General features: G+C 68.1%; 25 protein-coding genes. 12 read left to right on the top strand and 13 right to left on the bottom strand.

From position 1 onward, the window contains the following. Positions 1-32: 32 nt before the first annotated feature. Positions 33-2,150 (bottom strand): transketolase, encoded by a 2,118-nt coding sequence (tkt, locus tag AC1DH3_RS12195; RefSeq protein ID WP_476892582.1) that lies wholly within the window; start codon positions 2,148-2,150, stop codon positions 33-35. A 518-nt stretch (positions 2,151-2,668) separates the two neighbouring features. Between tkt and AC1DH3_RS12190 the strand changes: the two genes are divergently transcribed. Beyond that, positions 2,669-3,631 (top strand): heme o synthase, encoded by a 963-nt coding sequence (locus AC1DH3_RS12190; protein ID WP_476892581.1) that lies wholly within the window; start codon positions 2,669-2,671, stop codon positions 3,629-3,631. A gap of 117 nt (positions 3,632-3,748) precedes the next feature. Here AC1DH3_RS12190 and AC1DH3_RS12185 read toward each other — a convergent pair whose 3' ends face one another. Genes AC1DH3_RS12185 through AC1DH3_RS12175 form a run of 3 tightly spaced genes read right to left on the bottom strand, consistent with a single transcriptional unit; the run spans position 3,749 to position 6,442 of the window. After that, on the bottom strand, positions 3,749-4,693 hold the full coding sequence (locus AC1DH3_RS12185; protein WP_441418692.1) for a COX15/CtaA family protein: 945 nt from the start codon (positions 4,691-4,693) through the stop codon (positions 3,749-3,751). Between the two features lie 7 nt (positions 4,694-4,700). Further along, positions 4,701-5,480, bottom strand: coding sequence for an ABC transporter permease (locus tag AC1DH3_RS12180; protein ID WP_476892580.1), 780 nt, complete (start codon positions 5,478-5,480; stop codon positions 4,701-4,703). After that, complete coding sequence (locus AC1DH3_RS12175) at positions 5,477-6,442, bottom strand: ABC transporter ATP-binding protein (RefSeq protein WP_441418694.1); 966 nt, start codon at positions 6,440-6,442, stop codon at positions 5,477-5,479. Before AC1DH3_RS12175 ends, AC1DH3_RS12180 begins: the two co-directional genes overlap by 4 nt. Before the next feature lie 114 nt (positions 6,443-6,556). Here AC1DH3_RS12175 and AC1DH3_RS12170 point away from each other — a divergent pair, with 114 nt between their 5' ends. The 6 genes from AC1DH3_RS12170 (at position 6,557) to AC1DH3_RS12145 (ending at position 11,796) form a co-directional block, all read left to right on the top strand. Further along, positions 6,557-7,399, top strand: coding sequence for a helix-turn-helix transcriptional regulator (locus AC1DH3_RS12170; RefSeq protein ID WP_476892579.1), 843 nt, complete (start codon positions 6,557-6,559; stop codon positions 7,397-7,399). Next, a complete protein-coding gene (gene sufB / locus AC1DH3_RS12165; RefSeq protein ID WP_441418696.1) occupies positions 7,399-8,862 on the top strand; it encodes a Fe-S cluster assembly protein SufB in 1,464 nt (487 codons plus the stop codon). The genes AC1DH3_RS12170 and sufB overlap by 1 nt, the downstream gene beginning before the upstream one ends. After that, on the top strand, positions 8,862-10,148 hold the full coding sequence (gene sufD, locus AC1DH3_RS12160; protein WP_476892578.1) for a Fe-S cluster assembly protein SufD: 1,287 nt from the start codon (positions 8,862-8,864) through the stop codon (positions 10,146-10,148). The genes sufB and sufD overlap by 1 nt, the downstream gene beginning before the upstream one ends. A 31-nt stretch (positions 10,149-10,179) precedes the next feature. Next, positions 10,180-10,539 (top strand): non-heme iron oxygenase ferredoxin subunit, encoded by a 360-nt coding sequence (locus AC1DH3_RS12155; RefSeq protein ID WP_476892577.1) that lies wholly within the window; start codon positions 10,180-10,182, stop codon positions 10,537-10,539. A gap of 113 nt (positions 10,540-10,652) precedes the next feature. Further along, the gene (gene sufC, locus AC1DH3_RS12150; protein WP_441418699.1) at positions 10,653-11,450 is read left to right on the top strand and encodes a Fe-S cluster assembly ATPase SufC; all 798 of its coding nucleotides are present in this window, start codon (positions 10,653-10,655) and stop codon (positions 11,448-11,450) included. 13 nt (positions 11,451-11,463) lie between these two features. Continuing rightward, positions 11,464-11,796, top strand: a complete 333-nt coding sequence (locus tag AC1DH3_RS12145; RefSeq protein WP_138769377.1) for a metal-sulfur cluster assembly factor — start codon at positions 11,464-11,466, stop codon at positions 11,794-11,796. 141 nt (positions 11,797-11,937) lie between these two features. On the opposite strand, the gene ypfJ is transcribed toward AC1DH3_RS12145, so the two are convergent. After that, the gene (gene ypfJ / locus AC1DH3_RS12140) at positions 11,938-12,822 is read right to left on the bottom strand and encodes a KPN_02809 family neutral zinc metallopeptidase (protein ID WP_476892575.1); all 885 of its coding nucleotides are present in this window, start codon (positions 12,820-12,822) and stop codon (positions 11,938-11,940) included. Positions 12,823-12,880: 58 nt separating this feature from the next. On the opposite strand from ypfJ, the gene AC1DH3_RS12135 reads away from it, so the two are divergent. Next, positions 12,881-14,323: a class I adenylate-forming enzyme family protein gene (locus AC1DH3_RS12135; RefSeq protein ID WP_476892574.1), complete on the top strand. Its 1,443-nt coding sequence runs from the start codon at positions 12,881-12,883 to the stop codon at positions 14,321-14,323. After that, the gene (locus AC1DH3_RS12130; RefSeq protein WP_476892573.1) at positions 14,295-15,566 is read left to right on the top strand and encodes a thiolase family protein; all 1,272 of its coding nucleotides are present in this window, start codon (positions 14,295-14,297) and stop codon (positions 15,564-15,566) included. Before AC1DH3_RS12135 ends, AC1DH3_RS12130 begins: the two co-directional genes overlap by 29 nt. Positions 15,567-15,852: 286 nt before the next feature. On the opposite strand, the gene AC1DH3_RS12125 is transcribed toward AC1DH3_RS12130, so the two are convergent. Genes AC1DH3_RS12125 through AC1DH3_RS12115 form a run of 3 tightly spaced genes read right to left on the bottom strand, consistent with a single transcriptional unit; the run spans position 15,853 to position 17,971 of the window. Then, complete coding sequence (locus tag AC1DH3_RS12125; protein ID WP_476892572.1) at positions 15,853-16,512, bottom strand: energy-coupling factor transporter transmembrane component T family protein; 660 nt, start codon at positions 16,510-16,512, stop codon at positions 15,853-15,855. Beyond that, positions 16,509-17,267 carry an energy-coupling factor ABC transporter ATP-binding protein gene (locus AC1DH3_RS12120; protein WP_476892571.1) on the bottom strand — a complete coding sequence of 253 codons (759 nt, stop codon included), beginning with the start codon at positions 17,265-17,267 and terminating at the stop codon, positions 16,509-16,511. Before AC1DH3_RS12120 ends, AC1DH3_RS12125 begins: the two co-directional genes overlap by 4 nt. After that, positions 17,264-17,971, bottom strand: a complete 708-nt coding sequence (locus tag AC1DH3_RS12115) for a biotin transporter BioY (protein ID WP_476909412.1) — start codon at positions 17,969-17,971, stop codon at positions 17,264-17,266. Before AC1DH3_RS12115 ends, AC1DH3_RS12120 begins: the two co-directional genes overlap by 4 nt. A 311-nt stretch (positions 17,972-18,282) precedes the next feature. On the opposite strand from AC1DH3_RS12115, the gene AC1DH3_RS12110 reads away from it, so the two are divergent. Then, positions 18,283-19,881 (top strand): ABC-F family ATP-binding cassette domain-containing protein, encoded by a 1,599-nt coding sequence (locus tag AC1DH3_RS12110; protein WP_441418706.1) that lies wholly within the window; start codon positions 18,283-18,285, stop codon positions 19,879-19,881. 240 nt (positions 19,882-20,121) lie between these two features. Here the strand turns inward: AC1DH3_RS12110 and AC1DH3_RS12105 are convergent, their stop codons facing one another. Genes AC1DH3_RS12105 through AC1DH3_RS12090 form a run of 4 tightly spaced genes read right to left on the bottom strand, consistent with a single transcriptional unit; the run spans position 20,122 to position 22,192 of the window. After that, entirely contained in the window at positions 20,122-20,589 is a 468-nt protein-coding gene (locus tag AC1DH3_RS12105; protein ID WP_476909411.1) for a YbaK/EbsC family protein, read from the bottom strand. An 11-nt stretch (positions 20,590-20,600) separates the two neighbouring features. Next, positions 20,601-21,482 (bottom strand): SURF1 family cytochrome oxidase biogenesis protein, encoded by an 882-nt coding sequence (locus tag AC1DH3_RS12100; RefSeq protein WP_476909410.1) that lies wholly within the window; start codon positions 21,480-21,482, stop codon positions 20,601-20,603. After that, positions 21,483-21,740 (bottom strand): hypothetical protein, encoded by a 258-nt coding sequence (locus AC1DH3_RS12095; RefSeq protein WP_476909409.1) that lies wholly within the window; start codon positions 21,738-21,740, stop codon positions 21,483-21,485. Next, a complete protein-coding gene (locus tag AC1DH3_RS12090) occupies positions 21,737-22,192 on the bottom strand; it encodes a DUF3099 domain-containing protein (RefSeq protein WP_476909408.1) in 456 nt (151 codons plus the stop codon). The genes AC1DH3_RS12095 and AC1DH3_RS12090 overlap by 4 nt, the downstream gene beginning before the upstream one ends. A gap of 152 nt (positions 22,193-22,344) precedes the next feature. On the opposite strand from AC1DH3_RS12090, the gene fabG reads away from it, so the two are divergent. Further along, positions 22,345-23,070 (top strand): 3-oxoacyl-ACP reductase FabG, encoded by a 726-nt coding sequence (gene fabG, locus AC1DH3_RS12085; RefSeq protein ID WP_175323342.1) that lies wholly within the window; start codon positions 22,345-22,347, stop codon positions 23,068-23,070. Positions 23,071-23,244: 174 nt separating this feature from the next. Continuing rightward, positions 23,245-23,664 (top strand): Hsp20/alpha crystallin family protein, encoded by a 420-nt coding sequence (locus AC1DH3_RS12080; protein ID WP_476909407.1) that lies wholly within the window; start codon positions 23,245-23,247, stop codon positions 23,662-23,664. 75 nt (positions 23,665-23,739) lie between these two features. Here AC1DH3_RS12080 and AC1DH3_RS12075 read toward each other — a convergent pair whose 3' ends face one another. Further along, positions 23,740-24,132 (bottom strand): DUF5655 domain-containing protein, encoded by a 393-nt coding sequence (locus AC1DH3_RS12075; RefSeq protein WP_476909406.1) that lies wholly within the window; start codon positions 24,130-24,132, stop codon positions 23,740-23,742. Positions 24,133-24,320: the final 188 nt, after the last annotated feature.

Genomic DNA, 24,320 nt, shown 5'->3' with positions numbered 1-24,320 from the left:
GGGGCGGCGGCCCGGAAAGCGTGAAGTTGGGATCAGGCCGTGAGGCCGGCGAGGGATTCCTTGGCGGCGGCGGTCACGGCCTCGGCGGTGATGCCGAATTCCTGGAACAGGCGCTTGTAGTCGGCCGACGCGCCGAAGTGCTCGAGGCTGATGGAGCGGCCGGCGTCGCCGACGAACTCCTTCCAGCCCAGGGCGAGCCCGGCTTCGACGGAGACGCGTGCCTTGACGTTGGCGGGGAGCACTGCCTCGCGGTAGGCGGCGTCCTGCTTGTTGAACCATTCCACGCACGGCATGGAGACCACCCGGGTGGGGATGCCTTCGGCCTGCAGGGCCTCGCGGGCGGCCACGGCGAGCTGGATCTCGGAGCCGGTGCCGATCAGGATGACCTGCGCCTCGGTGCTCTGGCCGTTGGCGGACGCTTCGGCCAGCACGTAGCCGCCCTTGGCGACACCGGCCGTCGAGGCGAAGGTGTCTGCCTCGGCATCGGAAGTCCCGCGGGCATAGGTGGGGATGTTCTGCCGGGTCAGCACAATGCCGGCCGGGTTCTCATGGTTCTCGAGCATGACCTTCCAGGCCGCCGCGACCTCGTTCGCGTCGCCGGGGCGCACGACGTCCAGGCCCGGGATCGCCCGGAGCGAGGCGAGCTGTTCCACCGGCTGGTGGGTCGGGCCGTCCTCGCCGAGGCCGATCGAGTCGTGCGTCCAGACATACAGGGACGGGACGCCCATCAGGGCGCCGAGCCGGATCGCCGGGCGCTGGTAGTCCGAGAAGATCAGGAACGTGCCGGAGAACGCCCGGGTCGCCCCGTGCAGGCTGATCCCGTTCACGATCGACGCCGCGGCGTGTTCGCGGATGCCGAAGTGCAGCACCCGGCCGTAGGGGTTGCCCTTCCATGCCTCGGTCTGCCGGGAGGCGGGGATGAACGAGGGAGAGCCCTCGATCGTGGTGTTGTTGGATTCGGCGAGGTCGGCGGAGCCGCCCCACAGCTCGGGCATGACCGGGCCGATCGCGTTCAGGACCTTGCCGGACGCGGCGCGGGTGGAGACGTCCTTGCCGGCTTCGAAGACCGGCAGGGCGGCATCGAGTTCGGCCGGAAGCTTCCGGGCTTCAACGCGCTCCAGCAGGACGGCCGCCTCGGGGTTGGCCGACTGCCAGGCCTCGAAGGACGCCAGCCACTCGGTCCGTGCCGCGGCGCCGCGGGACTGCGCCTCGCGGGTGTGGGCCAGGACCTCGTCGTCGACCTGGAAGCTGCGCTCCGGGTCGAAGCCGAGGACCTTCTTCAGGCCCGCGACTTCCTCGGCGCCGAGGGCCGAGCCGTGGATCTTGCCGGTGTTCTGCTTCTTCGGCGCCGGCCACCCGATGATGGTGCGCAGCGAGATGATGGAGGGTTTGCCCGTCTCGGCCTTCGCGGCGAGCAGGGCGGCGTGCAGCTCGGGCACGTCCTCCTTGTACTCTCCGGTCCGGGTCCAGTCGACCCGCTGGGTGTGCCAGCCGTAGGCCTCGTACCGGGCCAGGACGTCCTCGGTGAACGCGACGTCGGTGTCGTCCTCGATGCTGATGTGGTTCTCGTCGTAGATCACCACGAGATTGCCCAATTCCTGGTGGCCGGCGAGCGAGGAAGCCTCGGACGTGACGCCTTCCTGCAGGTCGCCGTCGGAAGCGATCACCCAGATGGTGTGGTCGAACGGGCTGGTGCCCTCGGCGGCGTCGGCGTCGAACAGCCCGCGCATCCGGCGCTGGGAGTAAGCGAAGCCGACGGCGGATGCCAGGCCCTGGCCGAGCGGGCCGGTGGTGATTTCCACGCCGGCGGTGTGCTTGTACTCCGGGTGTCCCGGGGTCAGCGATCCCCAGGTCCGCAGCGCCTCGAGGTCCTTCAGCTCCAGGCCGTAACCGGAGAGGAAGAGCTGGATGTAAAGCGTCAGGGACGTGTGGCCGGGGGACAGGACAAACCGGTCACGTCCCAGCCAGTCCGGGTTCGCCGGATCGTGGCGCATCAATTTCTGGAAGAGCAGGTAGGCGGCCGGGGCCAGGCTCATGGCCGTGCCGGGGTGGCCGTTGCCGACCTTCTCCACCGCATCCGCCGCGAGTACCCGGACGGTGTCCACGGCACGCTGGTCCAGATGAGTCCATGACAGTTCTTGCTCTTCCAAATGTGGCACGTAAACCGGGCCCCTCTCTGTGCTGACGGCCGGTGGTACGGGTTTTCCCTCTGGGAGCTTTCCCGCTGAGGGCATTCCGCCGGGGGCACAGTTCGGTGCCCGCTGCGGTTCGTACCAGCCGTTCACCATCGAAACGTTGATCTATCATTTAGTCGCATGCGCAGAGGCAGGGAGCGCCGTTGGGGGCAGCCGCCCGTGCGTGCTGATCTGTCAGACAGCTTAGCCCCATTCCACCTGCCGGGTAGCGTACATCTCACGAATTGGACCGGTTTTCGGCTTATATGAATCACCGCGTGCCGCCGCGGCGGTGAGGCTGCGTTAACCTGGCGGAATTCCAGCGGGTTTCCGGAGGACCCGGACGCGGGTGCCGCCACGGTATGATGGTGCGTGGCTACCAACGGGGGCGAGGACATGCCTGTGCGCTGCGCGTGGACCCCCTCCGAACGCAGTGCGCCGGATCTAGGACGTACTGCGGCGACCAGCCGGACTGAACAGCCAGACAGAACAGAGTGACTGCCACCGTGAGCACAACAGATACGCCGCTTAACGCCTCCCCGGCCCCGGGTCGAATCGGCTTCGGCCGCAAAGCCAAGGCCTACCTGGCGCTCACGAAACCCCGGGTGATCGAACTCCTGCTGGTCAGCACCCTGCCCACCATGATCTACGCCGAGCGCGGCTTCCCGTCCCTGGGCCTGATCCTGGCGACCCTCGTGGGCGGCGCCTTTGCTGCCGGCAGCGCGGGCTCCTTCAACTGCTACATCGATCGGGACATCGACAAGTTGATGCACCGGACGGAGAACCGGCCGCTGGTTACGGGCGAGGTCACGCCGCGGGAAGCGCTGGTGTTTTCCTGGCTCCTCGGCGCCGCCGCCATCGCGATCCTCTGGTTCGGTGCCAACCCGCTCTCGGCGTGGCTGGGCCTCGGCGCCATCGTGTTCTACGTCGTGATCTACACCATGATCCTGAAGCGCCGCACCGCGCAGAACATCGTCTGGGGCGGCGCCGCGGGCTGCTTCCCGGTGCTGATCGCCTGGGCCGCCGTGACCAACACGGTGGAATGGCCCGCCGTCGTGCTCTTTATGGTGATCTTCCTCTGGACGCCGCCGCACTACTGGCCGCTGTCCATGCGCTACGGCGAGGACTACCGCAACGCCAACGTGCCTATGCTTGGCGCGATCGCCGGCGCCAAGGTCGTCTCCGTGCAGGTGGTTCTCTACGCGTGGGCCATGGTTGTCTGCTCGTTGCTGCTGATCCCGGTCGGCGGGGCCGGATGGGTGTACACCGTCACCGCCGTCGCCGCGGGGGCCTGGTTCCTGTACGAGTCGCATGCCCTCTACAACCGGGCACAGGGCGGCGACGTCTCCAACAAGGGCGCCATGAAGGTCTTCCACGGCTCGATCAGCTACCTCACCCTGCTTTTCATCGCCCTGGCTGTCGACCCGTTCATCGGGTCCGCCATCGTCGGCGGCTAAGCAGAAGTCTCCCGCAACAAACAACGCGCCGGTCACCTGCCGCCCGCTCCGGTCTTCCGGATGGGCGGCGGGTGACCGGCGCGTTTGTGGTTCAGGCGGCTGCTGCCGGAGGGGGTGCTACTTCAGCGGGCTGCTGCGCGCGATGTCGGCGGCGTTGGTGGACGCGCTCATCAGAAGGGCCGCGCCGAGCATGTGGGCGGCAACGAGCAGGGCCGGGATGCCGTTGTAGTACTGCGTGAAGCCAATGACCGCCTGCAGCACGGTGACGCCCAGGAGCAGGAACACCGCCGTGCGGAACGGGCCGGTGATGCGGCCGCGGAACACCAGGACGACGCCGAACAGGGCCCCCGCGGTGACGAGGTAGGCAGGGACCGCATGGATGTGCGAGAACAGGTCCCAGTCCAGGTTGTTGCGCGGCGCGTTCGCGTCGCCGGCGTGCGGGCCCGCACCGGTCACCACGACGCCGAGGCACACGGCTACGGCCGAGATCAGCGCGACGGCGGTCAGCACGGGGCGTGCGGCGCCCGGCAGCGCGGGGAGCTGGCTGGTGCGGAACTTGCCGGTCCTGCCGTAGGCCCGGTTGACCAGCAGGGTCGCGAGAACCACGAGTGCCATCGAGACCAGGAAGTGCAGGCCCACCACCCACGGATTCAGCTGGGTGAGGACGGTGATGCCGCCGATGACAGCCTGGGCCGGGATGCTGGCCAGCAGGCCGAGGGCCAGTAGGAAAAGGTCCCGGCGTTCCTTGCGCAGGTTCCACAGGTACACCAGCATCGCGACTGCGACGGCGGCCAGCGCGAACGTCAGGAGCCGGTTGCCGAACTCGATGATGCCGTGGATGCCCATCTCCGGGGTGTTCACGAGCGAACTGTCGGTACAGCGCGGCCAGGTGGGGCAGCCCAGGCCGGAAGCGGTGAGGCGGACGGCGCCGCCGGTCACCACCAGCACGGTCTGGCCGATCAGGGACAGCACGGCCAGCCGGCGGACGGTCTTGTCGACGGTGACGGGCAGCCGGGAGGAAATCCGGGACACGATCCGGGAAGGGCGGGATGCCGTACTCACAGTTTTCTCAATTCCACTTGAACCAACGGGTTGCTGCGGCGCCGGCAATGGCCGTCCAGAGCAGCAGGACAAAGACGGCGGCGAGATTGACGCTGCCGTGCAGGAAAGCATCCCGCAGCGCCTGGCCCAGCGCGCCGGAGGGAAGGAAGTGCACAATCGCCTGGGCGAGAGCGGGGAGGCGCTCGGCCGGGATGACGATGCCGCCGAGGGCGCCCAGCAGGATCCACAGCAGGTTGGTGATCGCCAGCGTGGCCTCCGGCCGGACCGTGCCGGCCACCAGCAGGCCCAGGGCGGTGAAGGCAGCGGCGCCGAGGACCAGCAGCAGCAAGCCCGGGAGCAGCCCCGGCGCCGACGGCCGCCAGCCCAGGGGCAGGGCGACCGCTGCGACCACCAGCACTTGAAGCAGCAGCACCGCCAGCACCGCGAGCACCTTGCCCAGGATCAGGCCCGCGCGGCCCAGCGGTGTGGTGGAGAGGAAACGCAGCACCCCGTAGCGGCGGTCGAATCCCGTGGCGATGCCTTGGCCGGTGAACGCCGTGGACATGGCGCAGAGGGCGAGGATGCCCGGCACGGCGGTGTTGATCCTGCTGGAACCAAGGCCGTCCAGCAGGGGAGTAACGGTCAGGCCCACGAGGGCCAGCAACGGCAGGATGATCGCGAGGATCAGCTGTTCGCCGTTACGGATCATGGTGACGGTCTCATACTTGCCCTGCAGCAGGATCCGGCGCAGCAGGGGAGCGGGGGCGCTGCCCAGCGGGGTGCCGGCGGTGGCGGGGGCGGAGCTCATCGGATCTCCCTTCCGGAGATGTCGAGGAAGACGTCCTCGAGGCTGCGGGCGGCCAGGCTCATGGAGGCCGGCATTATGCCGCGGTCCGCCCACCAGGCCGTGACGGCGGCGAGGTCGGCGGGCGTGAGCGCACCGGTGGCGCTGTAGCTTCCGGCGCGCGTCTCGCGGATGTCGACGTCGGCGGGCAGGACGCCGGCCAGGTCCAGTCCGGGCTCCGCTTCGAAATGCAGCGTCCGGATGTGCTGTTCGCCGGCGGCCGCCAGTTCGTGCCGCAGCAACTGCGCTACGGTGCCTTCGGCGACGTTCCGGCCGGCGTCGATGATGTAGACGTAGTCGGCCAGGCGCTGGGCGTCGTCCATGAGGTGGGTCGTGAGGATGATGGCCATGCCGCGGTCCCGTAGTTCGGCGATTAGCTCAAAGACCAACTGGCGGGACTGCGGGTCCAGGCCGGCGCTGGGCTCATCGAGGAAAAGCACTTCGGGGCGGCCCACCAGGGCTGCGGCCAGGGCGAGGCGCTGTTTTTGGCCGCCGGAGAGTCGCCGAACGGAGGTCCGGCTGAAAGCGTCGATGCCCAGGCGCGCCACGAGTTCGTCCACCGGCCACGGGTCCTGGTACATCCCGGCGATGTGCCTGAGCAGCGGGATCGGGCGGGCCGACGGCGGCAGGCCGCCGTCCTGGAGCATGACGCCGACGCGGGCGCGCAGCTCCGCCCCGGCCGTGTCCGGATCCTGGCCGAGCAGGCTGATGCTGCCGCCGGACCGTTTCTGCAGGCCCTGGGCGCATTCGATGGTGGTGGTCTTACCAGCCCCGTTGGCCCCCAGCAGGGCGGTCACCTGGCCGCGCTCGGCAACGAGGGAGACGCCACTGACCACCCGCAGCATTTTGCCGTCAAGGCTGGGCAGCGGACCAACATCCTTGATGAGCCCGCTGATTGTCAGGGCGGGGGATTCGGGAGATCGCACCAAAGCATTCTACGCGATGTAGTAGGCGCGGCCCCGATCCGGAGCCAGCGCCAGGAAAGCCATGCCTTACTGGATCGGGGGAGTAAATTACGACATGATTGTGTTGTGTATTCCATGAGCCCAACTACTTCTGCCGCGCCTGCCGTGCGCGCGGAGTCGGCCGAGCCTGCCGAAGGCGAGGCTGTTCCCGCAGCAATGCCTGCGGCGATGGCTGCCGACGCGGAGGAACGCACCCGGGACCGAGTCTTGGCGGCTGTGCTCGAACACGGTCCGATCAGCGCCGCGGAGCTCGGCGAGCTGCTCGGTTTCACTCCGGCGGCGGTTCGACGTCACCTGGACCACCTCTCACGTCACGGCGTGATCGAAGTCAAGCGCGCGGCCCGTGCAGGCGCCGGCGCGGGGCGCCCGGCGCGCCGCTACGTGCTCAGCTCGCAGGGCCAGTCCACGCTCGGCAACGACTACCTCGACATCGCCAGCTCCGCGCTGCGGCGGCTCGGCGAAATGGCCGGCGAGGACGCGGTACGGGAGTTCGCCGTCGAGCGTTTCGCCGAAATGGAACGCCGCTACGCGCCGGAAATCGAGCGGGCGGGAACCGATATCACGGCCCGCGCGCAGGCCTTGTCCGAGGCGTTGAGCCGCGACGGTTTTGTCGCCTCGGCGCAGTCAATCGAGGCCAAGGCGCCGCTGCCGGCCGCCCTTTCCAGCGTCCAGCTCTGCCAGGGCCACTGCCCCATCCAGCAGCTCGCCGCGCAGTTCCCGGTGTTCTGCGACGTGGAGACCGAACTGTTCTCCCGGCTGGTCGGCGTCGATGTGCGCAGGCTCTCCACCCTGGCGCGCGGCGGCCATGTTTGCACCACCCACATACCTACGGGCCGTCCGGCCGCCGTCGGGGCTCCCAGCCCCGCGGGCCCGGGCAACCCGGACGAAGTATCCAACCATCTGCAAGAAAGGCCGTGATGACGGACCAACTATCAGAGAAGAAGGTTGCTGAATCCACTGTGATCTCGGAGATTCTGGAAAAGAATCCCGAGCTCCACGGAATCGGAACCTACGAATACGGCTGGGCCGACAAGAACGACGTCGGCGCCAACGCACGCCGTGGTATCGATGAGGACGTCGTACGTGACATCTCGGGCAAAAAGAACGAGCCGGAATGGATGCTGGACCTGCGCCTGAAAGGCCTTAAGTACTTCGACCGCAAGCCCATGCCCACCTGGGGTGCGGACCTGTCCGGCATCGACTTCGACAACATCAAGTACTTCGTGCGCTCCACGGAGAAGCAGGCCGCCACCTGGGAGGACCTGCCCGAGGACATCCGGAACACCTACGAGAAGCTGGGCATCCCGGAAGCCGAGCGCAGCCGCCTCGTCTCCGGCGTCGCCGCCCAGTACGAGTCCGAGGTCGTCTACCACCAGATCCGCGAGGACCTGGAAGCCCAGGGCGTCATCTTCCTGGACACGGACACCGCGCTGCGCGAGCACCCGGAAATCTTCCAGGAGTACTTCGGCACCATCATCCCGGTGGGCGATAACAAGTTCGCCTCGCTGAACACGGCGGTCTGGTCCGGCGGCTCCTTCGTCTACGTGCCCAAGGGCGTCCACGTGGACATCCCGCTGCAGGCCTACTTCCGCATCAACACGGAAAACATGGGCCAGTTCGAGCGCACCCTGATCATCGCGGACGAGGACTCCTACGTCCACTACATCGAGGGCTGCACCGCGCCGATCTACACCTCGGACTCGCTGCACTCCGCCGTCGTGGAGATCATCGTGAAGAAGGGTGCCCGCGTCCGCTACACGACCATCCAGAACTGGTCCAACAACGTGTACAACCTGGTCACCAAGCGCGCCATCTGCGAAGAGGGCGCCACCATGGAGTGGATCGATGGCAACATCGGCTCCAAGGTCACCATGAAGTACCCGGCCGTCTACCTCGTGGGCGAAGGCGCCAAGGGCGAGACCCTCTCGATCGCGTTCGCCGGCGAAGGCCAGCACCAGGACACCGGCTCCAAGATGGTCCACATCGCGCCCAACACCAAGAGCTCGATCATCTCCAAGTCCGTGGCCCGCGGCGGCGGCCGGGCTGCCTACCGCGGCCTGGTCCAGGTCCGCGAAGGCGCCAAGCACTCGGCCAACACGGTCCGCTGTGACGCGCTGCTGGTGGACACCATCAGCCGCTCGGACACGTACCCGTACATCGACATCCGCGAGGACGACGTCACCATGGGCCACGAGGCCACGGTCTCGCGGGTCAGCGAAGAACAGCTGTTCTACCTGATGTCCCGCGGCATGCGCGAAGACGAGGCCATGGCGATGATCGTCCGCGGCTTCATCGAGCCGATTGCCCGCGAACTGCCGATGGAATACGCCCTCGAGCTGAACCGCCTGATTGAACTGCAGATGGAAGGATCGGTCGGTTAATGACTGACATCACTACTGAAAAGGCCCGCATCGGCGCGCCCTCAGCCCAGCCGTTCATCAACGGTTTCACCGAGGAAGGCGAGAGCCTTTCACCGCTGAACGCCGCGGAGTCCAAGTCGCCGCTGGCCGGCGAAGCCGTCAAGCGCCACTCGCACGGCGGCGGCGTCGGCGTCCCGGACAGCTCACGCGCCGGCCGCCTGACCTCGTACAAGCTGGCGGACTTCAAGCCGCTGACCGGCATGGAGGAAGACTGGCGGTTCACCCCGCTCAAGCGCCTCCGCGGCCTGCACACCGACGTCCTCAGCGGCGCGGCACCGTCCGTGGCCGTCACCGGCCCGGACAGCGTCCGGATCGAGACCGTCGGCCGGGACGATGCCCGCATCGGCTCCGCCGCCATCCCCGAGGATCGGGTCTCCGCGAACGCCTGGGAGAACTTCACCGAGGCCACCGTCATCACGGTTCCCGCCGAGGTCCAGGCCGAGGGCGAGGTCAGCGTAGTCCTGACCGGCCAGGGCACCGGGGCCTCCGCGCAGCACGTTGTGATCATCGCGGAGAAGTTCTCCAAGGCCGTTGTTGTGCTAGACCACCAGGGCACCGCCGTCGTCGCGGAAAACGTCGAGATCCTGGTCGAGGACGGCGCGCAGCTCACCGTCATCTCCCTCCAGGAATGGAACGACGACGCCGTGCACGCCTCCTCCCAGCAGGCGAAGCTCGGCCGCGACGCCAAGTTCAAGCACATCGTCGTCAGCCTCGGCGGCGACCTGGTCCGTGTCACGCCGTCGACCCGCTTCACCGCCCCCGGCGCCGAAGCGGAAATGTTCGGCCTCTACTTCGCGGACGCCGGCCAGCACCTCGAGCAGCGCCTCTTCGTGGACCACGCCGTCGCCAACTGCAAGTCCAACGTGCTCTACAAGGGCGCCCTGCAGGGCCGGAACGCGCACACCGTCTGGGTGGGCGACGTCCTGATCCGCAAGGAAGCAGAAGGCACCGACACCTACGAGGCCAACCGCAACCTGGTCCTCACCGACGGTGCCCGCGCGGATTCCGTGCCGAACCTTGAGATTGAAACCGGCCTGATCGCCGGCGCCGGCCACGCCAGCGCCACCGGCCGCTTCGACGACGAGCACCTGTTCTACCTGATGGCCCGCGGCATTCCGGAAAAGGTGGCCCGCCGACTGGTGGTCCGCGGCTTCCTGAACGAGATCATCCAGCAGATCAAGGTCCCCGCCATCGAAGAGCGCCTCACGGCCGCCGTCGAGCGCGAGCTCGCCGCCACGGAAAACTAGTGCACGGCACTAGGGAAGACGGACAACGAACATGACGGAACAGCCAAGGGGCGAGCTGGTCTGCAACGCCAGCGAGATCCAGGTCAAGCAGGCGCTGCGGATCCTGATCGATGACTACCCGGTAGCGGTCGTCAAGGACTCGATGGGGGAGATCCACGCCATCGGCGATACCTGCTCGCATGCAGACATCTCGCTCTCCGAGGGTGAAGTGGAAGGCTGCAAGATCGAATGCTGGGGCCACGGCTCACAGTTCGACCTGCGCAGCGGCCAGCCGCTCCAGCTGCCCGCCTACGATCCCGTGCCTGTCTTCGCCGTGACCATTCAGGGCGACGACGTCTACGTAGACGTCAGCACCATCCTGAACGGCGCCGAAGCTCCGAACTTCAGCTGACCGCCGGGGCAAGCCACGCTTGTCCCGGCCGGGCCGGCAACCAGCACCACAAAAACTTATCGACGAGAAAACGCACCGCCGCCGAGGCGGGGGTGCAGAGGAGAACAAGACACATGTCTACTCTTGAGATCAAGGACCTGCACGTCAGCATTGACACCGAGCAGGGCACCAAGGAAATCCTGAAGGGCGTCAGCCTGACCATCAAGACCGGCCAGACGCACGCCATCATGGGTCCCAACGGCTCAGGCAAGTCCACCCTGGCCTCCACCATCGCCGGGCACCCGCGCTACAACGTCACGAGCGGCACCATCACGCTTGACGGCGAAGACGTCCTCGCGATGAGCGTTGACGAGCGCGCCCGCGCCGGCCTGTTCCTGGCCATGCAGTACCCGGTCGAGGTTCCCGGCGTCAGCATGACCAACTTCCTGCGCACCGCCAAGACCGCCATTGACGGCGAAGCCCCGAAGCTCCGCACTTGGACCAAGGACGTCAAGGCTGCCATGGCCCAGCTGCGCATCGACGCCGACTTCACCCAGCGCAACGTCAACGAGGGCTTCTCCGGCGGCGAGAAGAAGCGCGTGGAGATCCTCCAGCTGGAGCTCTTCAAGCCGAAGTTCGCCATCCTCGACGAGACCGACTCCGGCCTGGATGTCGACGCGCTCAAGGTCGTCTCCGAGGGCGTCAACCGCGCCCACGCCGAGGGCAACATGGGCACCCTGCTGATCACCCACTACACCCGGATCCTGCGCTACATCAAGCCGGAATTCGTGCACGTGTTCGTGGACGGCAAGGTTGTCGAAGAGGGCGGCCCGGAGCTGGCCGACCGCCTTGAAGAAGAAGGCTACGACCGCTACCTCCCGGGCGCCGGAGCCGCCGCCATCGCTGCCGCCGACGCCGCAGCACAGGCCTAGTTAGGACTACGCCATGACCGAAATCAATATGGCCCGCACGGGCCTCGAGGATGTCGAAGAGGCACTCAAGGATGTGATCGACCCGGAGCTGGGCGTGAACATCGTTGACCTGGGCCTGCTCTACGGCCTGAAGTACTCAGACGACGACGGCGCCCTGCTGATCGACATGACGCTCACCACGGCGGCCTGCCCCCTCACCGACGTGATCGAGGAGCAGGTAGGCAAGGCCCTGGACGGCATTGTCGACGACTGGCGGCTGAACTGGGTGTGGATGCCGCCATGGGGTCCGGAGCGGATCACCGAAGACGGCCGCGACCAGATGCGGGCCCTGGGCTTCAACATCTAGGATCCCCACAACGACGGCGGGCCCACCTCTTGGAGGTGGGCCCGCCGTCGTTTTCTCTGCCGCGATGACATCGAGTGCTCCGCAACGGCCCATTTGGAGGCCCACAACGGCGGTTTCGGAGCAGTCGATCGGGTTACGGGGTTACGGGGTCGCGACCTTAAAGGTGTCGCACTGATTGATGTCGCCGGTCTTGTAACCCTGGTAGAACCATTTCTGCCGCTGCGCGCTGGAGCCGTGGGTCCAGGACTCCGGCGAAACCCGCCCGGTGGCTGCCTTCTGGATCCGGTCGTCGCCCACGGAGGAGGCTGCGGACAGGGCGTCCTGCAGGTCCTGCGTCTTGAGCGGTTCCAGGAACGGCTGACCGCTCTTCGGGTCCTTGGTGGTGGTGGCGTAGCGGACCCACAGGCCCGCATAGCAGTCGGCCTGGAGCTCCACCCGCACCGCGCCGGACTGCGGACCCTGGGGATCCTGCTGGGCGCGGTCGATGGTGCCGAGGACATTCTGGATATGGTGGCCGAACTCGTGGGCCACCACGTACTCCTGCGCCAGCGGGCCGCCCGAAGATCCGAAGCGGTCCACGAGTTCCTGGAAGAAGCCCGGATCGAAGTACGCCGTCTGGTCGGCGGGGCAGTAGAACGGGCCGACCTCCGAGGTGGCGTTGCCGCAGCCGGTGTTGGTGGCGCCGCGGAACAGGACCGTCTCCGGCTGCGGGTACTTCTTGTTGTACTGCGCCAGATAATCCGGCCAGAAGGCATTCAGGCTGTTGACCGTGCCCACGATCCGGCACTCCAGGCGGGCGTCGGCGTCGGCGCCGGTCTTGCAGGCCGGCGCGGTGCTTTGGCTCTGTGTCTGGTCCTGGGTAGTGCCGGCCAGGCCCTCCAGGAGCTGCGGATTGATGCCGAACAGCGCGGCCAACAGCAGCACAATGCCGCCGCCGATCCCGCCGCCGATTTTGGTGCCGCGGCCCATGCCGCCACGGCTCTGGACCTGCGACGGGTCCAGTTGCACGTTGTCATTGAAACTCATGCTGTCACAATATCCTCTCCCGGCGGCCGGGACCCCGCTGCCCGGTAAAGTTGATCCGATGCCTTTTCTTGACAGACTCCAGCGTTGGGCCGATGAGCGCCCCGACGGCACCGCCGTCGTCGTGGCCGGAAAACGCCTGAGCTGGTCCGAACTGCGGAACGCGGCGGCTGCGCTCGTCCCGGTGACGCCGGCCGTCACGGTGCTGGCCGAGCGCAACTCCACGGATTTTGCGGTCGCCTTCGCGGCGGCCGTCGCGGCCGGCCGCCGCTGCGCCGTGCTGGACCCCACCTGGCCGCAGCAGCTCCTGGACGCCATCACGGCCCGGATCGCGGAAGCCGTTCCCGCTGACGGCACCGGCCAGGGGGCCGGCCTGGGCAGCGAACTCGAGGACGGGTCACCTGAGTCGCCTTTCCTGATCGGGCTCACCTCCGGCACAACTGCGCTGCCCAAGGCGTTCACCCGCTCGCGGCGCTCCTGGCGGCTGTCCTTCGAGTCTTCGGTCGAGTTTTTTGGCCTGGGGCCCGAGGACCGGACGCTCGCACCCGGACCGCTTGCCGCCAGCCTCAATCTTTATGCGCTTGCCGAATGCCTGTATGCCGGCTCTGAATTCCACACCCTCGAGCAGTTCGACGTCGGCGACGCACACACCGCGGTCAGCCATGACGGCATCACCCGGCTGGTCCTGGTACCGACCATGCTGCGGCTTCTCAGTGAGCGCGGCCTGGCCGGCGGCGTGGATGCCTCCGGCCTGCGGAGCATCATCTGCGCCGGCTCCAAGCTCGACGCGCGCACCCTGGAGGCCGCCCGCCGCTGGGCGCCGAACGCGACGATCTTCGAGTACTACGGCGCCGCGGAGCTCAGTTTCGTCGCCGGCGCAGGACTCCGGCCGGGCGAGGCCCCGGCGTCCAGCTTGAGAGCGTTCGGCGGGACGGCGAACGGCACGGGAATCGGCGGTCCGTTTCCCGGCGTCGAGATCAGGATTCTCGACGACGGCGGCGCCGCGGTTCCTGACGGATACGACGGCAACGTCTGCGTGCGCAGCGGCATGGTCAGCGAGGGCTACCTGTGGGGCGACGACGGCACGGCGCTGCAGTGCTTCGACGGCTGGCACACTGTGGGGGACCGGGGCTACCTGTCCGACGGAACCCTGCATTTGCTGGGGCGCCGTTCGGACATGATTGTCACGGCGGGGACCAACGTGTACCCGCACGAGGTTGAACTCGCCCTCGCGTCCGTACCGGGTGTCGCCGCCGCCATGGCCGCCGGGCAGCCGGACGACCTTCGCGGCCAGCGCGTCGTGGCCGCGGTACTGCCGTCCCACGGCGGCCTGACGGGCACGCAGCTGAAGGCCGGCGTCGAGGATGTCCTGGTCCGGAGCAAACGTCCGCTGGACTACTACGCATTGACCGAGCTGCCCCTCACCGATCGCGGCAAGCCCAGCCGGCCGCTGCTGCTTGAGTGGATCGCCCGGAATGATCCTCGTGTCCGGCGCCTTGGCTGAGGATCCGTTGCCTTCCCGGACGCCTTCGCCTGCACGGCGCCGGGGCGGTCTGTTGCCGGAGGACCGGCAGCCCGTCATCATCGCTGCCCTGCGGACCCCGCTCTGCCGCGCCCACGGAGCCCTGAAGACGCTGCCCGCCCACGAACTGCTGGCGCCGGTACTGCACCGACTGCTGGCCGACTCGGGTGTTGCACCGGACCAGGTGACGGACGTCGTGGTCGGGAACGCGGTGGGCGGCGGCGGCAATGTCGCCCGGCTGGCGGCCCTCGAGGCCGGGCTGGCCGTGGGCGTTCCGGGACTGACCGTGGACCGGCAGTGCGGGTCCGGCCTCGACGCGATCGTGCTGGCATCCCGGCTCGTCGCGTCCGGCGGCCAATTCGGCGGGGGTTCCGGCGGCGGCAGCGTGTATCTCGCCGGCGGGGTGGAGAGCATCAGCACCGCACCACTGCGGGCCAGGCGCGGCGCTGACGGCGAGCCGCAGTTCTTCAGCCGCGCCCAGTTCGCCCCCGGCAGCATCGGCGACCCGGACATGGGGGTGGCCGCCGAGAACGTCGCCGTCCGCCATGGTATTGAGCGGCAACGGCAGGACGACTTCGCGCTGCGCAGCCACCGTCGCGCCCTCGACGCCGCGGCGGCCGGAACCTTCGAAACCGAGACCGTCGCGCTGCCCGGGCCCGATGGTCCCGTGGGCTGCGATGACGGCCCACGCCGCTCGCTGACCCCGGCGTTGCTGGCCCGGTTCCCTGCCGCGTTCGTTCCCGGCGGGACCGTGACAGCCGGCAACTCCTGCTTCGACGCGGACGGGGCCGCCGCCGTCGTGATCACCTCGCTGGCCCGGGCGCGCCAACTCGGCGCACGGGACGGCCTCCTGGTCCTCGGGACGGACACCGCGGGCGTGGAGCCGGCGCTGCTGGGGATGGGCGCGGCGGCCGCCGCTGAACGCCTGCTTACGGTTTCCGGCGTCGCGGCCGGGGATCTCGGGCTGATCGAGTTCAACGAGGCGTTCGCATCCCAGACCCTGGCATGCCTCGACCAGCTGGGCATCGACTCGGAACGCGCGAACCTCGACGGCGGCGCCCTTGCCCTGGGGCACGCCTACGGGGCGTCCGGCGCGGTGCTCGTGTCCAGGTTGCTGGCCCAGGCCCGCCGGGAGGCCGTGGATGGCCGACTGGCCCTGGCCATGATCAGCATCGCTGGCGGGATGGGGACTGCTGCACTGTTCGAGTACCGCTCGCTCCGGTAGCGCCCTGCCGGGCATGCCCGTTCCTGGCTGCGAGGACTGGACATAGTGGTCACATGTCCAGTGCGCAGGACGAGGAATGGGCATGCGCCGTGGTGGGCCTCGGCAGGGGGCATGCCCGGTGCGCCAACCCTGCCGGACATGCCCGTTCCTGGCTGCGGGGAGTGGACATAGTGGTCACATGTCCAGTGCGCAGGACGAGGAATGGGCATGCGCCGTCGCGGGCCTCAGCAGGGGGCATGCCCAGTGCTTCAAGCCGCGGCACGAAACCTGCCCCGGCCCGGTCGTCTCAGGCCGCTAGGCCGTCCGGATCCTCCCGGTCCTCCCCATCGTCAGCCTCACCCAAACCGCGCGCCGCCAGGGCATCGCCGGTTTGCCGGGCGAATGCCACCGTAGTGATGAAGACCGGCAGCACCAATGCACGCGGGTTCCGTTCCAGGCCGCGGGCCCGTGCCGAATCGCGCACATCGGCGTAGGCGCCGGCGATGAACGGGATGCTGCGCAGCATGATGGCAATTGTCAGGGCGAACCGCTCGGGATCGGCGCCGAGCCGGCGAAAGGGCCGCGCCAGCGAGGCTACACCGTCCAACAGCGACTGGACCTGCGTGGTGGCCGTCAGGATTGCCGCCGCCACCACGCAGACCAAAACGTTCAACACAATCCGCACGGCGACCGGGCCGCCCAGCTGCCACCACTGGAACACGCCGATCACAGCCAGCACGGGCAGGATCGGCCGGACAGCCCGGAACAGCCTGCGGGCACCTGCCCCGCTGAGCAGGAATACCCCGCACAGCAAGGCGAGTCCAGCTGCCGCCGCGGCCCAGTCCGCAACGAGAAACGATCCCATCCCGCACGCCAGTACCAGCAAGAACTTCAGCCACAGGGGAGTCCGGTGCACCAGCGAGGTGCCCGGTACATAGTTGGCGAGCAGGAAGCCATGGCCCCTCACGGCTGCGCCGTCCCCCCGCCGGCTTCCCGCACGCCGGCGCCCCGCACCCCGGCGGGTTCCGCCGCGCAGAGCACGCGGTAGTGCGCGACGGCGGCGGCCGCCCCGCCGTCGAACACGATCTTGCCGTCGTCCACCACCAGCACCCGGTCCAGATCGAGCGCGAGGTCGAGGTCGTGGGTCGACAGGACGATCTGCTGGTCCAGCGCCGCCAGGGTGCGGCGCAGCAGTTCCCGGTTCCGCAGGTCCAGCAGGGTGGAAGGCTCGTCCAGTACCAGGATGTCCGGGTTCACGGCCAGCACCGCAGCGAGGGCGACAAGCTGCCGTTCGCCGCCGGAGAGCTCGTACACGCTCTGGTCCGCCAGCCCCAGCAGCCCGAACCGTTCGAGGCAGGCCTCCGCGAGGGCACGCCGTTCCCCGGCGTTCCGCACCGAGCGGCGCAGCGATAATTCGACGTCTTCGCGACCGGTCGGCATCACGAGTTGCGAGAGCGGATCGGTGAAGACGAAGCCGACGCGGCGGCGGACAGCGCGGACATCCCGGACCGTGTCGAAACCTGCCACCGCCACCGCGCCGGAGCTCGGTGCGACGAGGCCGTTAAGCATCCGGAGCAGCGTGGATTTGCCCGAGCCGTTCGCCCCGATGACGCCGATCCGGCGTTCAGCCAGCGTCAGGGACACCGGCTCAAGCAGGGTCTTGGGCTCCGGGCGGCCGTCGACGGCTACCCGGACGGCCGCACCGTCCAGGACAATACTCATGCGCGTCCGTCTGCCTCGCCGGCCAAGTCCACGCGGCGGATCCGGCGGATCAGCAGGTCAGGGAACGCCTTATGCAGCGTCAACGCGACCGTCACGGCGAGGATGTTTTTGATGACGTCGCCCGGGTAGAAGGCCAGATCGGCGAGGAAGGCCGCGGAGAGACTGAGCTTGGCATTGACCATCATGCCGAGGATGCCCAGCCCGTGGACAAAGACGATGCTACTGACCATGGCGGCACAGAAGAGCAGCACAGACCGGACCTTGGCGGAGTGCGCCCCCGTGCGGCGCAGCACGACGACGGTCAGGGCGCCGACGGCCGTGGCGGCCAGCAGGAAGCCGAAGATGTAGCCGGCCGAGGGTCCCGCCAGGACACCCAGCCCGCTGCGCCCGCCGCTGAAGATCGGCAGCCCGGCGAAGCCCAGCAGGAGGTACAGGCCCACGGCAGCGAAGGCGCGGCCCGGACCGAGCGCCAGTCCGGTGAGCATCACGGCGAGAGTCTGCAGGGTGATCGGCACACCAAGCCCGCCCACGGGGATTGCGGCAATCAGGGCAGAACCCGCGATGATCGCCGCGAACACCGCGATCAGTGCGAGGTCGGTCGCGTCCCAGCGGCGTCGGCGGCTCTGGCGCGGGGCCGCCGGGGCGGTGCTGCCTTGGCCGGCCGCGGGGGTGGGGGTGGTGACGGAATTGTCGGTGTTGCTCATGCTGTTTCCTGTCGAGTGGTCGAGTCGAGTGGTGGGGCCGGGGTCTCACTTCCGACGATACGGCCGCGGCAACCCCGCCATTTTGTAGGCCTTCCACTAAGCGGCGGTCCCCTCGCTGGCCAACCCCGCCAAAGGGAGCCGGCGCTGGCGGACGCGGGCCGCCGTCGTCCGCCGCGTTCCCCGATGTCACCCGGCAGGGGAGGTGCCGGTAGACTGGTAGAGGCCGTTCTCTCGGCCACACTGCCCCGGCCCCCGTCCAGACTCCATCCGTTGTGCCGCGGCGTTCCCTGTTGTGAAAGGCCTTAGCTGCATTGATTACCGTCCAGGATCTCGAACTGCGCGCCGGCGCCCGTCTGCTTATGGACCAGGTGAGCTTCCGGATCGACAAGGGAGACAAGATCGGCCTCGTCGGCCGTAACGGTGCAGGCAAGACCACGCTCACCCGCGTCCTGGCCGGCGAGGGCCTGCCCGCCGCCGGTAAGGTCACCCGCAGCGGCGAGATCGGCTACCTGCCGCAGGACCCGCGCACGCCGGACATGGAGCAGCTGGCCCGGGACCGCATCCTGTCCGCCCGCGGCCTCGACATCGCGGTCGGCAAGCTCCGCGTGGCACACGAAGAGATGGCCAGCGAGGACGCCGACGTCCAGCGCAAGGCGATGAACCGCTATGACCGGCTGGAATCCGAGTTCCTCGCCGCCGGCGGCTACGCGGCCGAGGCCGAGGCCGCAGCGATCTGCTCAAACCTCGCCCTGCCGGACCGGCTGCTGAACCAGCCGCTCAAGACCCTTTCGGGCGGCCAGCGCCGCCGTGTGGAGCTGGCGCGCATCCTGTACTCCGACGCCGAGACGATGCTCCTCGATGAGCCCACGAACCACCTCGACGCCGATTCCATCGCCTGGCTCCGGGAGTTCCTGAAGAACCACCAGGGCGGCCTGATCGTGATCAGCCACGACACGGAACTGCTTGAGGCCACGGTGAACAAGGTCTTCCTGCTGGACGCCAACCGCGCGCAGATCGACTTCTACAACATGGACTGGAAGCGCTACCTCACGCAGCGCGAAACCGACGAACGTGCCCGCAAGCGCGAACGCGCCAACGCCGAAAAGAAGGCCCAGGTCCTGATGGACCAGGCCAACAAGATGCGCGCCAAGGCCACCAAGGCCGTCGCCGCGCAGAACATGGCCAAGCGCGCCGAACGCCTCCTCGGCGGCCTCGAAGCGGTCCGCGAGAACGACCGCGTGGCTGCCCTGCGCTTCCCGGACCCCTCACCCTGCGGCAAGACGCCGCTCACCGCCGACGGCCTCAGCAAGTCCTACGGCTCGCTGGAAATCTTCACCGACGTCGACCTCGCCATCGACCGCGGCTCCAAGGTGGTCATCCTGGGCCTCAACGGTGCCGGCAAGACCACATTGCTGCGCATGCTCGCCGGCGTCGACAAGCCGGACACCGGCGAAGTGATCCCCGGCCACGGACTGAAGGTCGGCTACTACGCCCAGGAACATGAGACGCTCGACGTCGACCGCACCGTTCTGCAGAACATGCGCTCCTCGGCCCCTGACATGAACGACGCCGAGGTCCGCAACATCCTGGGCTCGTTCCTGTTCTCCGGCGACGACGTCGACAAGCCCGCCGGTGTGCTCTCCGGCGGCGAAAAGACACGATTGGCGCTGGCCACCATCGTGGCCTCGAGCGCGAACGTGCTGCTCCTTGATGAGCCCACCAACAACCTCGACCCGGCCAGCCGCGCCGAAATCCTCGGGGCCCTGAGCAACTACACTGGTGCCGTGGTGCTGGTGAGCCACGACGAGGGTGCTGTCGAAGCCCTCAACCCGGAGCGCGTTGTGCTGCTTCCTGACGGCGTCGAGGACCTCTGGAATGAGGACTACCTGGACTTGATCACGCTGGCGTAGGCCTCGCCTTCCTTCGCCGCTCCGCCTTCGTTCCGTGGTTGGGTTCGCGCCTCGCGCGCGCAATTTGCCGCGTGCTCGCTCGTCCTCCCCACCGTCGCCCTAACCTCGCAAGCTCGGCCAGGGAACCCTGACGGCGTGGGCCCCCGCTTAGACGCACGCTACGCAAATTGCCCGCGTTCGGCGCTTACTTGGACGTCACCATTGCGCTTGAGGTAACGTCACCATCCGTGCTGCCAGTGTTTAGCGGATAGGCATCTGTTCGGCGTTGGTGATGCGGTGGAGTTCTTGGTAGGTAATCGAGAACATGGAGTGGTGATCGCCGGCGCCGGCCCAGAGGAGTTCGTGGTCCTTCAGGGACTCGTCGAGCAGGGTCCTGATCTTCTGCGGGTGGCCCACCGGGGCTACACCCCCGACGCGCTGGCCGGTATGCAGCAGGACGAAGTCGGCATCCGCGCGGCGGATCTTCCCTGACCCGAGCCGCGCGGCGACGTGGCGGAGATCGACCTTGGCCGCGCCGCTGGCCAGGATCAGCAGGGGAGCGCCGTCGACGTCGAACACGAGGCTGTTGGTGATCGCCGCGACGTCGCAGCCCAAGGCGGCGGCCGCCGCGGCGGCGGTCGGCACCTGGGTCTCAAAGACGGCTACGGTGTCGGCCGCGCCCGCCGCGAGGAGCGCGCGCCGGACGTTCGCTACGGCGTCGGGGTCCATGCTGTGCAACTTCAGAATCCCTGGGCGTCCAGGATGGCGTCTTCCTCTTCCTCCGCGGTGGCAGTTTTCCGCTTCCGGGGGACAGGACGACGGCGGGGCGCCGGGTTGCTGGCGTGCAGGTAGCCGTCGGCGGCCGCGGCCTGATCCTGGGCGTCCTCGGCGTCAATCTCAGCGTTGCGGGCTTGCTGGCGTGCTGCGTAGCCGAAGCCGACGAACATGAGAACGCCAAAGGCAAACCACTGCAGCGAGTAGGACAGGTGCGTGCCCTCGTCGGTGGACGGTTTGGGGAAGCCGACGGGCATGTCCGCTGCCGGCGGGGTTTCCGAGGCCAGCTGGCCGTAGGCCCCGGTGAGGAGGGGATACCCGAGCTGGGCCGAGTAGGCGGCGAGGTCGATCGACGCGAGCTGCCCGTCCGGGGCGCCGCGCTGCAGTTCCGGCTCGGAATGCTTGAGCCGCGCAACCACCGTGACCTCGCCCGGGGGCGGGGCAGGAATTGAGTCCGGGCTGCCCGGGGTCTTGTTGCCGATGGGCAGCCAGCCGCGGTCGATCACAACCGTCTCGCCGGAGTCCAGCTTGAAGGGGACCACCACCTCGTAGCCCGGTTGGCCGTTGAGCGGGCGGTTGCGGACAATCCGCTGGCCGGCCTCGTCGTAGCGGCCGTGCAGCTCGACCTGTGTCCATTCACGGTCGGCGTCGAGTTTAATGAACTGGTTCCGGGCGTCCGCGAAGGGGATCGGGGTGGCCGAGTAATTCGAGACGACGCGGTTGATCTCCGCGAGCGTTTCCGCCCGGCGGTCCATCTGCCAGCGGCCCAGGAGCACGCAGGCGGTGGCGAAAATGGCGGCCAGCAGCAGGTAGCCCAGCCACTTGCTGGAGAAAAGGAAGCGGTACATTCAGCCGACCCTGCCCGCGGCTTCGTCGGGGGTGCTGTGCAGCGGAAGGGTTTCCTTCCACAGCCCCCGCGTCTGGAGATAATCCTCCAGCCAGGCCCGGTGCTCCGGACAGGCGAGCCAGATCTTGCGCCGCTCCGGGGTGTGGATCTTGGGGTTGTTCCACAGCAGTTGCCACTCGGCGTGCGCACGGCACGCCTTGCGCGAGCACAGCGCGCTGGCGGGCTCGGCCGTCGGGTCGGCCAAGTCAAAAATGTTCATGAAGCTGCCCGTCCGTGGTCTTCGTCGTCGTCAATCAGCTCGCCCTGCAACAGGGTGATGGGGACATCGTCCGCCGCCGGTGGTTCCTGGCCCGTTGTTTGCCCGGAGCGTGGAGCGTCCAATTCGCCCATCGGCACGTAGTCGATCAGCGATTCGCTGTGCACTTCGGCGTGGTCGCTGCCGTTGGCGATCACCACCGCAAACCACGGCAGGAACACTGCTCCGATGACGGGGAGGATCTTGAACCAGCCGTCGACCACAAACACCAGGATCAGGCAGACCATGCGGATGCCCATCGCCACGGCATACTTGATCATCCGCTGACGCATCTCTTCCGAGTGGGCGGCGGCGGCGTCGGTAATGCTGTGGACCTCGGTGTCGCCGGAGTCCTCCCCGGACGTCCGTTCACCGGGTCGGTTCATGTTTGTCACGGCTTTCAGATCACGCTCCATAGGCTTCCTGCAATTCTCTCACCATCGGCTGGACCGCCCAAACAGCGGGCGGCCCAGAGCGGGGTGGAGCGCGCCGGAGGCTAAGATCGGAGGCAGGAAAATCCAGCCCACCCAACGCGGTGCCAGTGAGCCGCAGAATCCCGGAGCCCAACATGTCTGAAGCAACCTCCACCGGCCGCAGCGTCCTCATCACCGGCGGCAACCGCGGCATCGGCCTGGCCATCGCCGAATCCTTCCTCGCCAACGGCGACAAGGTGGCGGTCACCTACCGCAGCGCGGCCACGCTCCCGGAGGGCATCCTCGGCGTCAAGGCAGACGTCACGGACGAGGCTTCGGTGGACGCGGCGTTCACGGAAGTCGAGGCGGCGCACGGCCCCGTCGAGGTCCTGGTGGCCAACGCCGGCATCACCAAAGACACGCTCCTGATGCGGATGAGCGAGGACGACTTCACCTCGGTCATCGACACAAATCTCACCGGAGCCTTCAGGGTGATCAAGCGCGCCTCCAAGGGCATGATCCGCGCACGCAAGGGCCGCGTGGTACTCATTTCCTCCGTCTCCGGCCTCTACGGCGCCCCGGGCCAGATCAACTACTCCGCATCCAAGGCCGGCCTCGTCGGGATTGCCCGCTCCCTCACCCGCGAACTCGGGGGTCGCGGAATCACCGCCAACGTGGTGGCGCCGGGCTTCATCAACACGGATATGACCGCCGAGCTGCCGGAAGCCACGCAGAAGGACTACCTGTCGAAGGTTCCCGCGGGCCGCTTCGCCGAGGCGTCGGAAGTGGCCGACGTCGTCCGCTGGATTGCCAGCGACGAGGCCGCCTACATCTCCGGCGCGGTTATCCCGGTCGACGGCGGCCTTGGTATGGGCCACTAGGCAATAGCTCTGCGGCCGGCTTTGGGCTCCACGGACGACGGCGGCCGCCGTCGTCCGCGGCGGCGGCACGAGGCCGGGCCTTTGGCCCTAGGCGGCGCTGCGGCCGGGGGCGTGTAATGGGGTTACAGCCCCTGACCGCGCCAAGGCAGGGGCGTGGACCCAGGAGGATTTATCATGGCTGATCTCAGCAAGTGGGCGCCCTCGGACATGTTGGAACCTGTCCGTCGGTTCCTCGACGGCGACCTGACGATGGCGTCGACCATCAAGGTCGAGCAGTTCCAGGACGGCAATACCCTGGTGGTGCGGGCGGAGGTTCCCGGTATCGATCCCGACAAGGACGTCGACGTGTCGGTCAGCGAAGGCATGCTGCACATCCGGGCCGAACGCGAAGAAAAGACCGAGCACAAGAGCAAGACCGGCTATCGCTCGGAATTCCGCTACGGCTCCTTCCTGCGCAGCATCGCCCTCCCGGCCGGGGCAGAGGAAGAGGACATCACGGCCAGCTATAAGGACGGCGTCCTGGAAGTGCGCGCGCCGGCCCCCGTGGCGGCGCCAGGGGAGCCCACGAAGAAAATCCGGGTGGACCGCGCCTGAGGCGGGTCCCCGTATGGCGGGCCGCCCGCCCGCGGCGAAGCCCCGCCGGCTGGGGACGAGCGGCGATCGCTTTCCTCAGCCGGCTTCGTCCCTTGCCTGCCGCAGCCATCCCGCGACCTCGGCGTCCAGGTCCTCTTCAGCGCGGAGCTCCAAATGATGCATCCACAGGCCGGGGGACGGGTTAACCACCGACTTGAACCGGGGCGAGTCGATGCGGTTGCGCAGCGCAATGGACAGTACGGCCGGGACATCTGAGCGGACATAGCGTCCCGGCCACCAGACGTAGGCGAACCCGCGACGGCGTCCGCGGAAGGCCACCTGGCTGGTGGTCGCCCTGATTTCGGGCGGCGCGGCTGCCGGCAGAGCCGACGTGGCGAGGAGCCGTTCCACCGCGCGGCAAAGGTCCAGGCCGCGCGGTGACCCGCTGAAGACCTCTTCCGGCGTGGATTCGGTGCCATGGCTCCCCATGGGCGCGAGCTTACGCCCCGGCGCGGTGCCAAAACAGAAGCGTGTGGGCCAATCGAACCGGGTCCGCAGGTTGTACTCGGTGAGACCAGGGGAGCGTGCACCGCACGCGCGGGGGACATGTCCACTCTTGGCTGCGGGCGATGGACACTTAGGCCTTATGTCCCTTGCTGCGCCCGCCATCTGGGCAT

It is taken from the genome of Arthrobacter sp. 05L428, from assembly GCF_056397665.1.
Note: the sequence above shows the minus strand (reverse complement) of the source record. Positions and strands in the feature narration are given on the sequence as shown.

Coding starts and splice junctions, on each gene's coding strand:
- AC1DH3_RS12180 (WP_476892580.1), bottom strand. CDS start 5,480: ATGAGCTCCGCCCCCGCCACCGCCGGCACCCCGCTGGGCAGCGCCCCC.
- AC1DH3_RS12170 (WP_476892579.1), top strand. CDS start 6,557: ATGAGCCCAACTACTTCTGCCGCGCCTGCCGTGCGCGCGGAGTCGGCC.
- sufB (WP_441418696.1), top strand. CDS start 7,399: ATGACGGACCAACTATCAGAGAAGAAGGTTGCTGAATCCACTGTGATC.
- sufD (WP_476892578.1), top strand. CDS start 8,862: ATGACTGACATCACTACTGAAAAGGCCCGCATCGGCGCGCCCTCAGCC.
- AC1DH3_RS12155 (WP_476892577.1), top strand. CDS start 10,180: ATGACGGAACAGCCAAGGGGCGAGCTGGTCTGCAACGCCAGCGAGATC.
- sufC (WP_441418699.1), top strand. CDS start 10,653: ATGTCTACTCTTGAGATCAAGGACCTGCACGTCAGCATTGACACCGAG.
- AC1DH3_RS12145 (WP_138769377.1), top strand. CDS start 11,464: ATGACCGAAATCAATATGGCCCGCACGGGCCTCGAGGATGTCGAAGAG.
- ypfJ (WP_476892575.1), bottom strand. CDS start 12,822: ATGAGTTTCAATGACAACGTGCAACTGGACCCGTCGCAGGTCCAGAGC.
- AC1DH3_RS12135 (WP_476892574.1), top strand. CDS start 12,881: ATGCCTTTTCTTGACAGACTCCAGCGTTGGGCCGATGAGCGCCCCGAC.
- AC1DH3_RS12130 (WP_476892573.1), top strand. CDS start 14,295: ATGATCCTCGTGTCCGGCGCCTTGGCTGAGGATCCGTTGCCTTCCCGG.
- AC1DH3_RS12120 (WP_476892571.1), bottom strand. CDS start 17,267: ATGAGTATTGTCCTGGACGGTGCGGCCGTCCGGGTAGCCGTCGACGGC.
- AC1DH3_RS12115 (WP_476909412.1), bottom strand. CDS start 17,971: ATGAGCAACACCGACAATTCCGTCACCACCCCCACCCCCGCGGCCGGC.
- AC1DH3_RS12105 (WP_476909411.1), bottom strand. CDS start 20,589: ATGGACCCCGACGCCGTAGCGAACGTCCGGCGCGCGCTCCTCGCGGCG.
- AC1DH3_RS12100 (WP_476909410.1), bottom strand. CDS start 21,482: ATGTACCGCTTCCTTTTCTCCAGCAAGTGGCTGGGCTACCTGCTGCTG.
- AC1DH3_RS12095 (WP_476909409.1), bottom strand. CDS start 21,740: ATGAACATTTTTGACTTGGCCGACCCGACGGCCGAGCCCGCCAGCGCG.
- AC1DH3_RS12090 (WP_476909408.1), bottom strand. CDS start 22,192: ATGGAGCGTGATCTGAAAGCCGTGACAAACATGAACCGACCCGGTGAA.
- fabG (WP_175323342.1), top strand. CDS start 22,345: ATGTCTGAAGCAACCTCCACCGGCCGCAGCGTCCTCATCACCGGCGGC.
- AC1DH3_RS12080 (WP_476909407.1), top strand. CDS start 23,245: ATGGCTGATCTCAGCAAGTGGGCGCCCTCGGACATGTTGGAACCTGTC.
- AC1DH3_RS12075 (WP_476909406.1), bottom strand. CDS start 24,132: ATGGGGAGCCATGGCACCGAATCCACGCCGGAAGAGGTCTTCAGCGGG.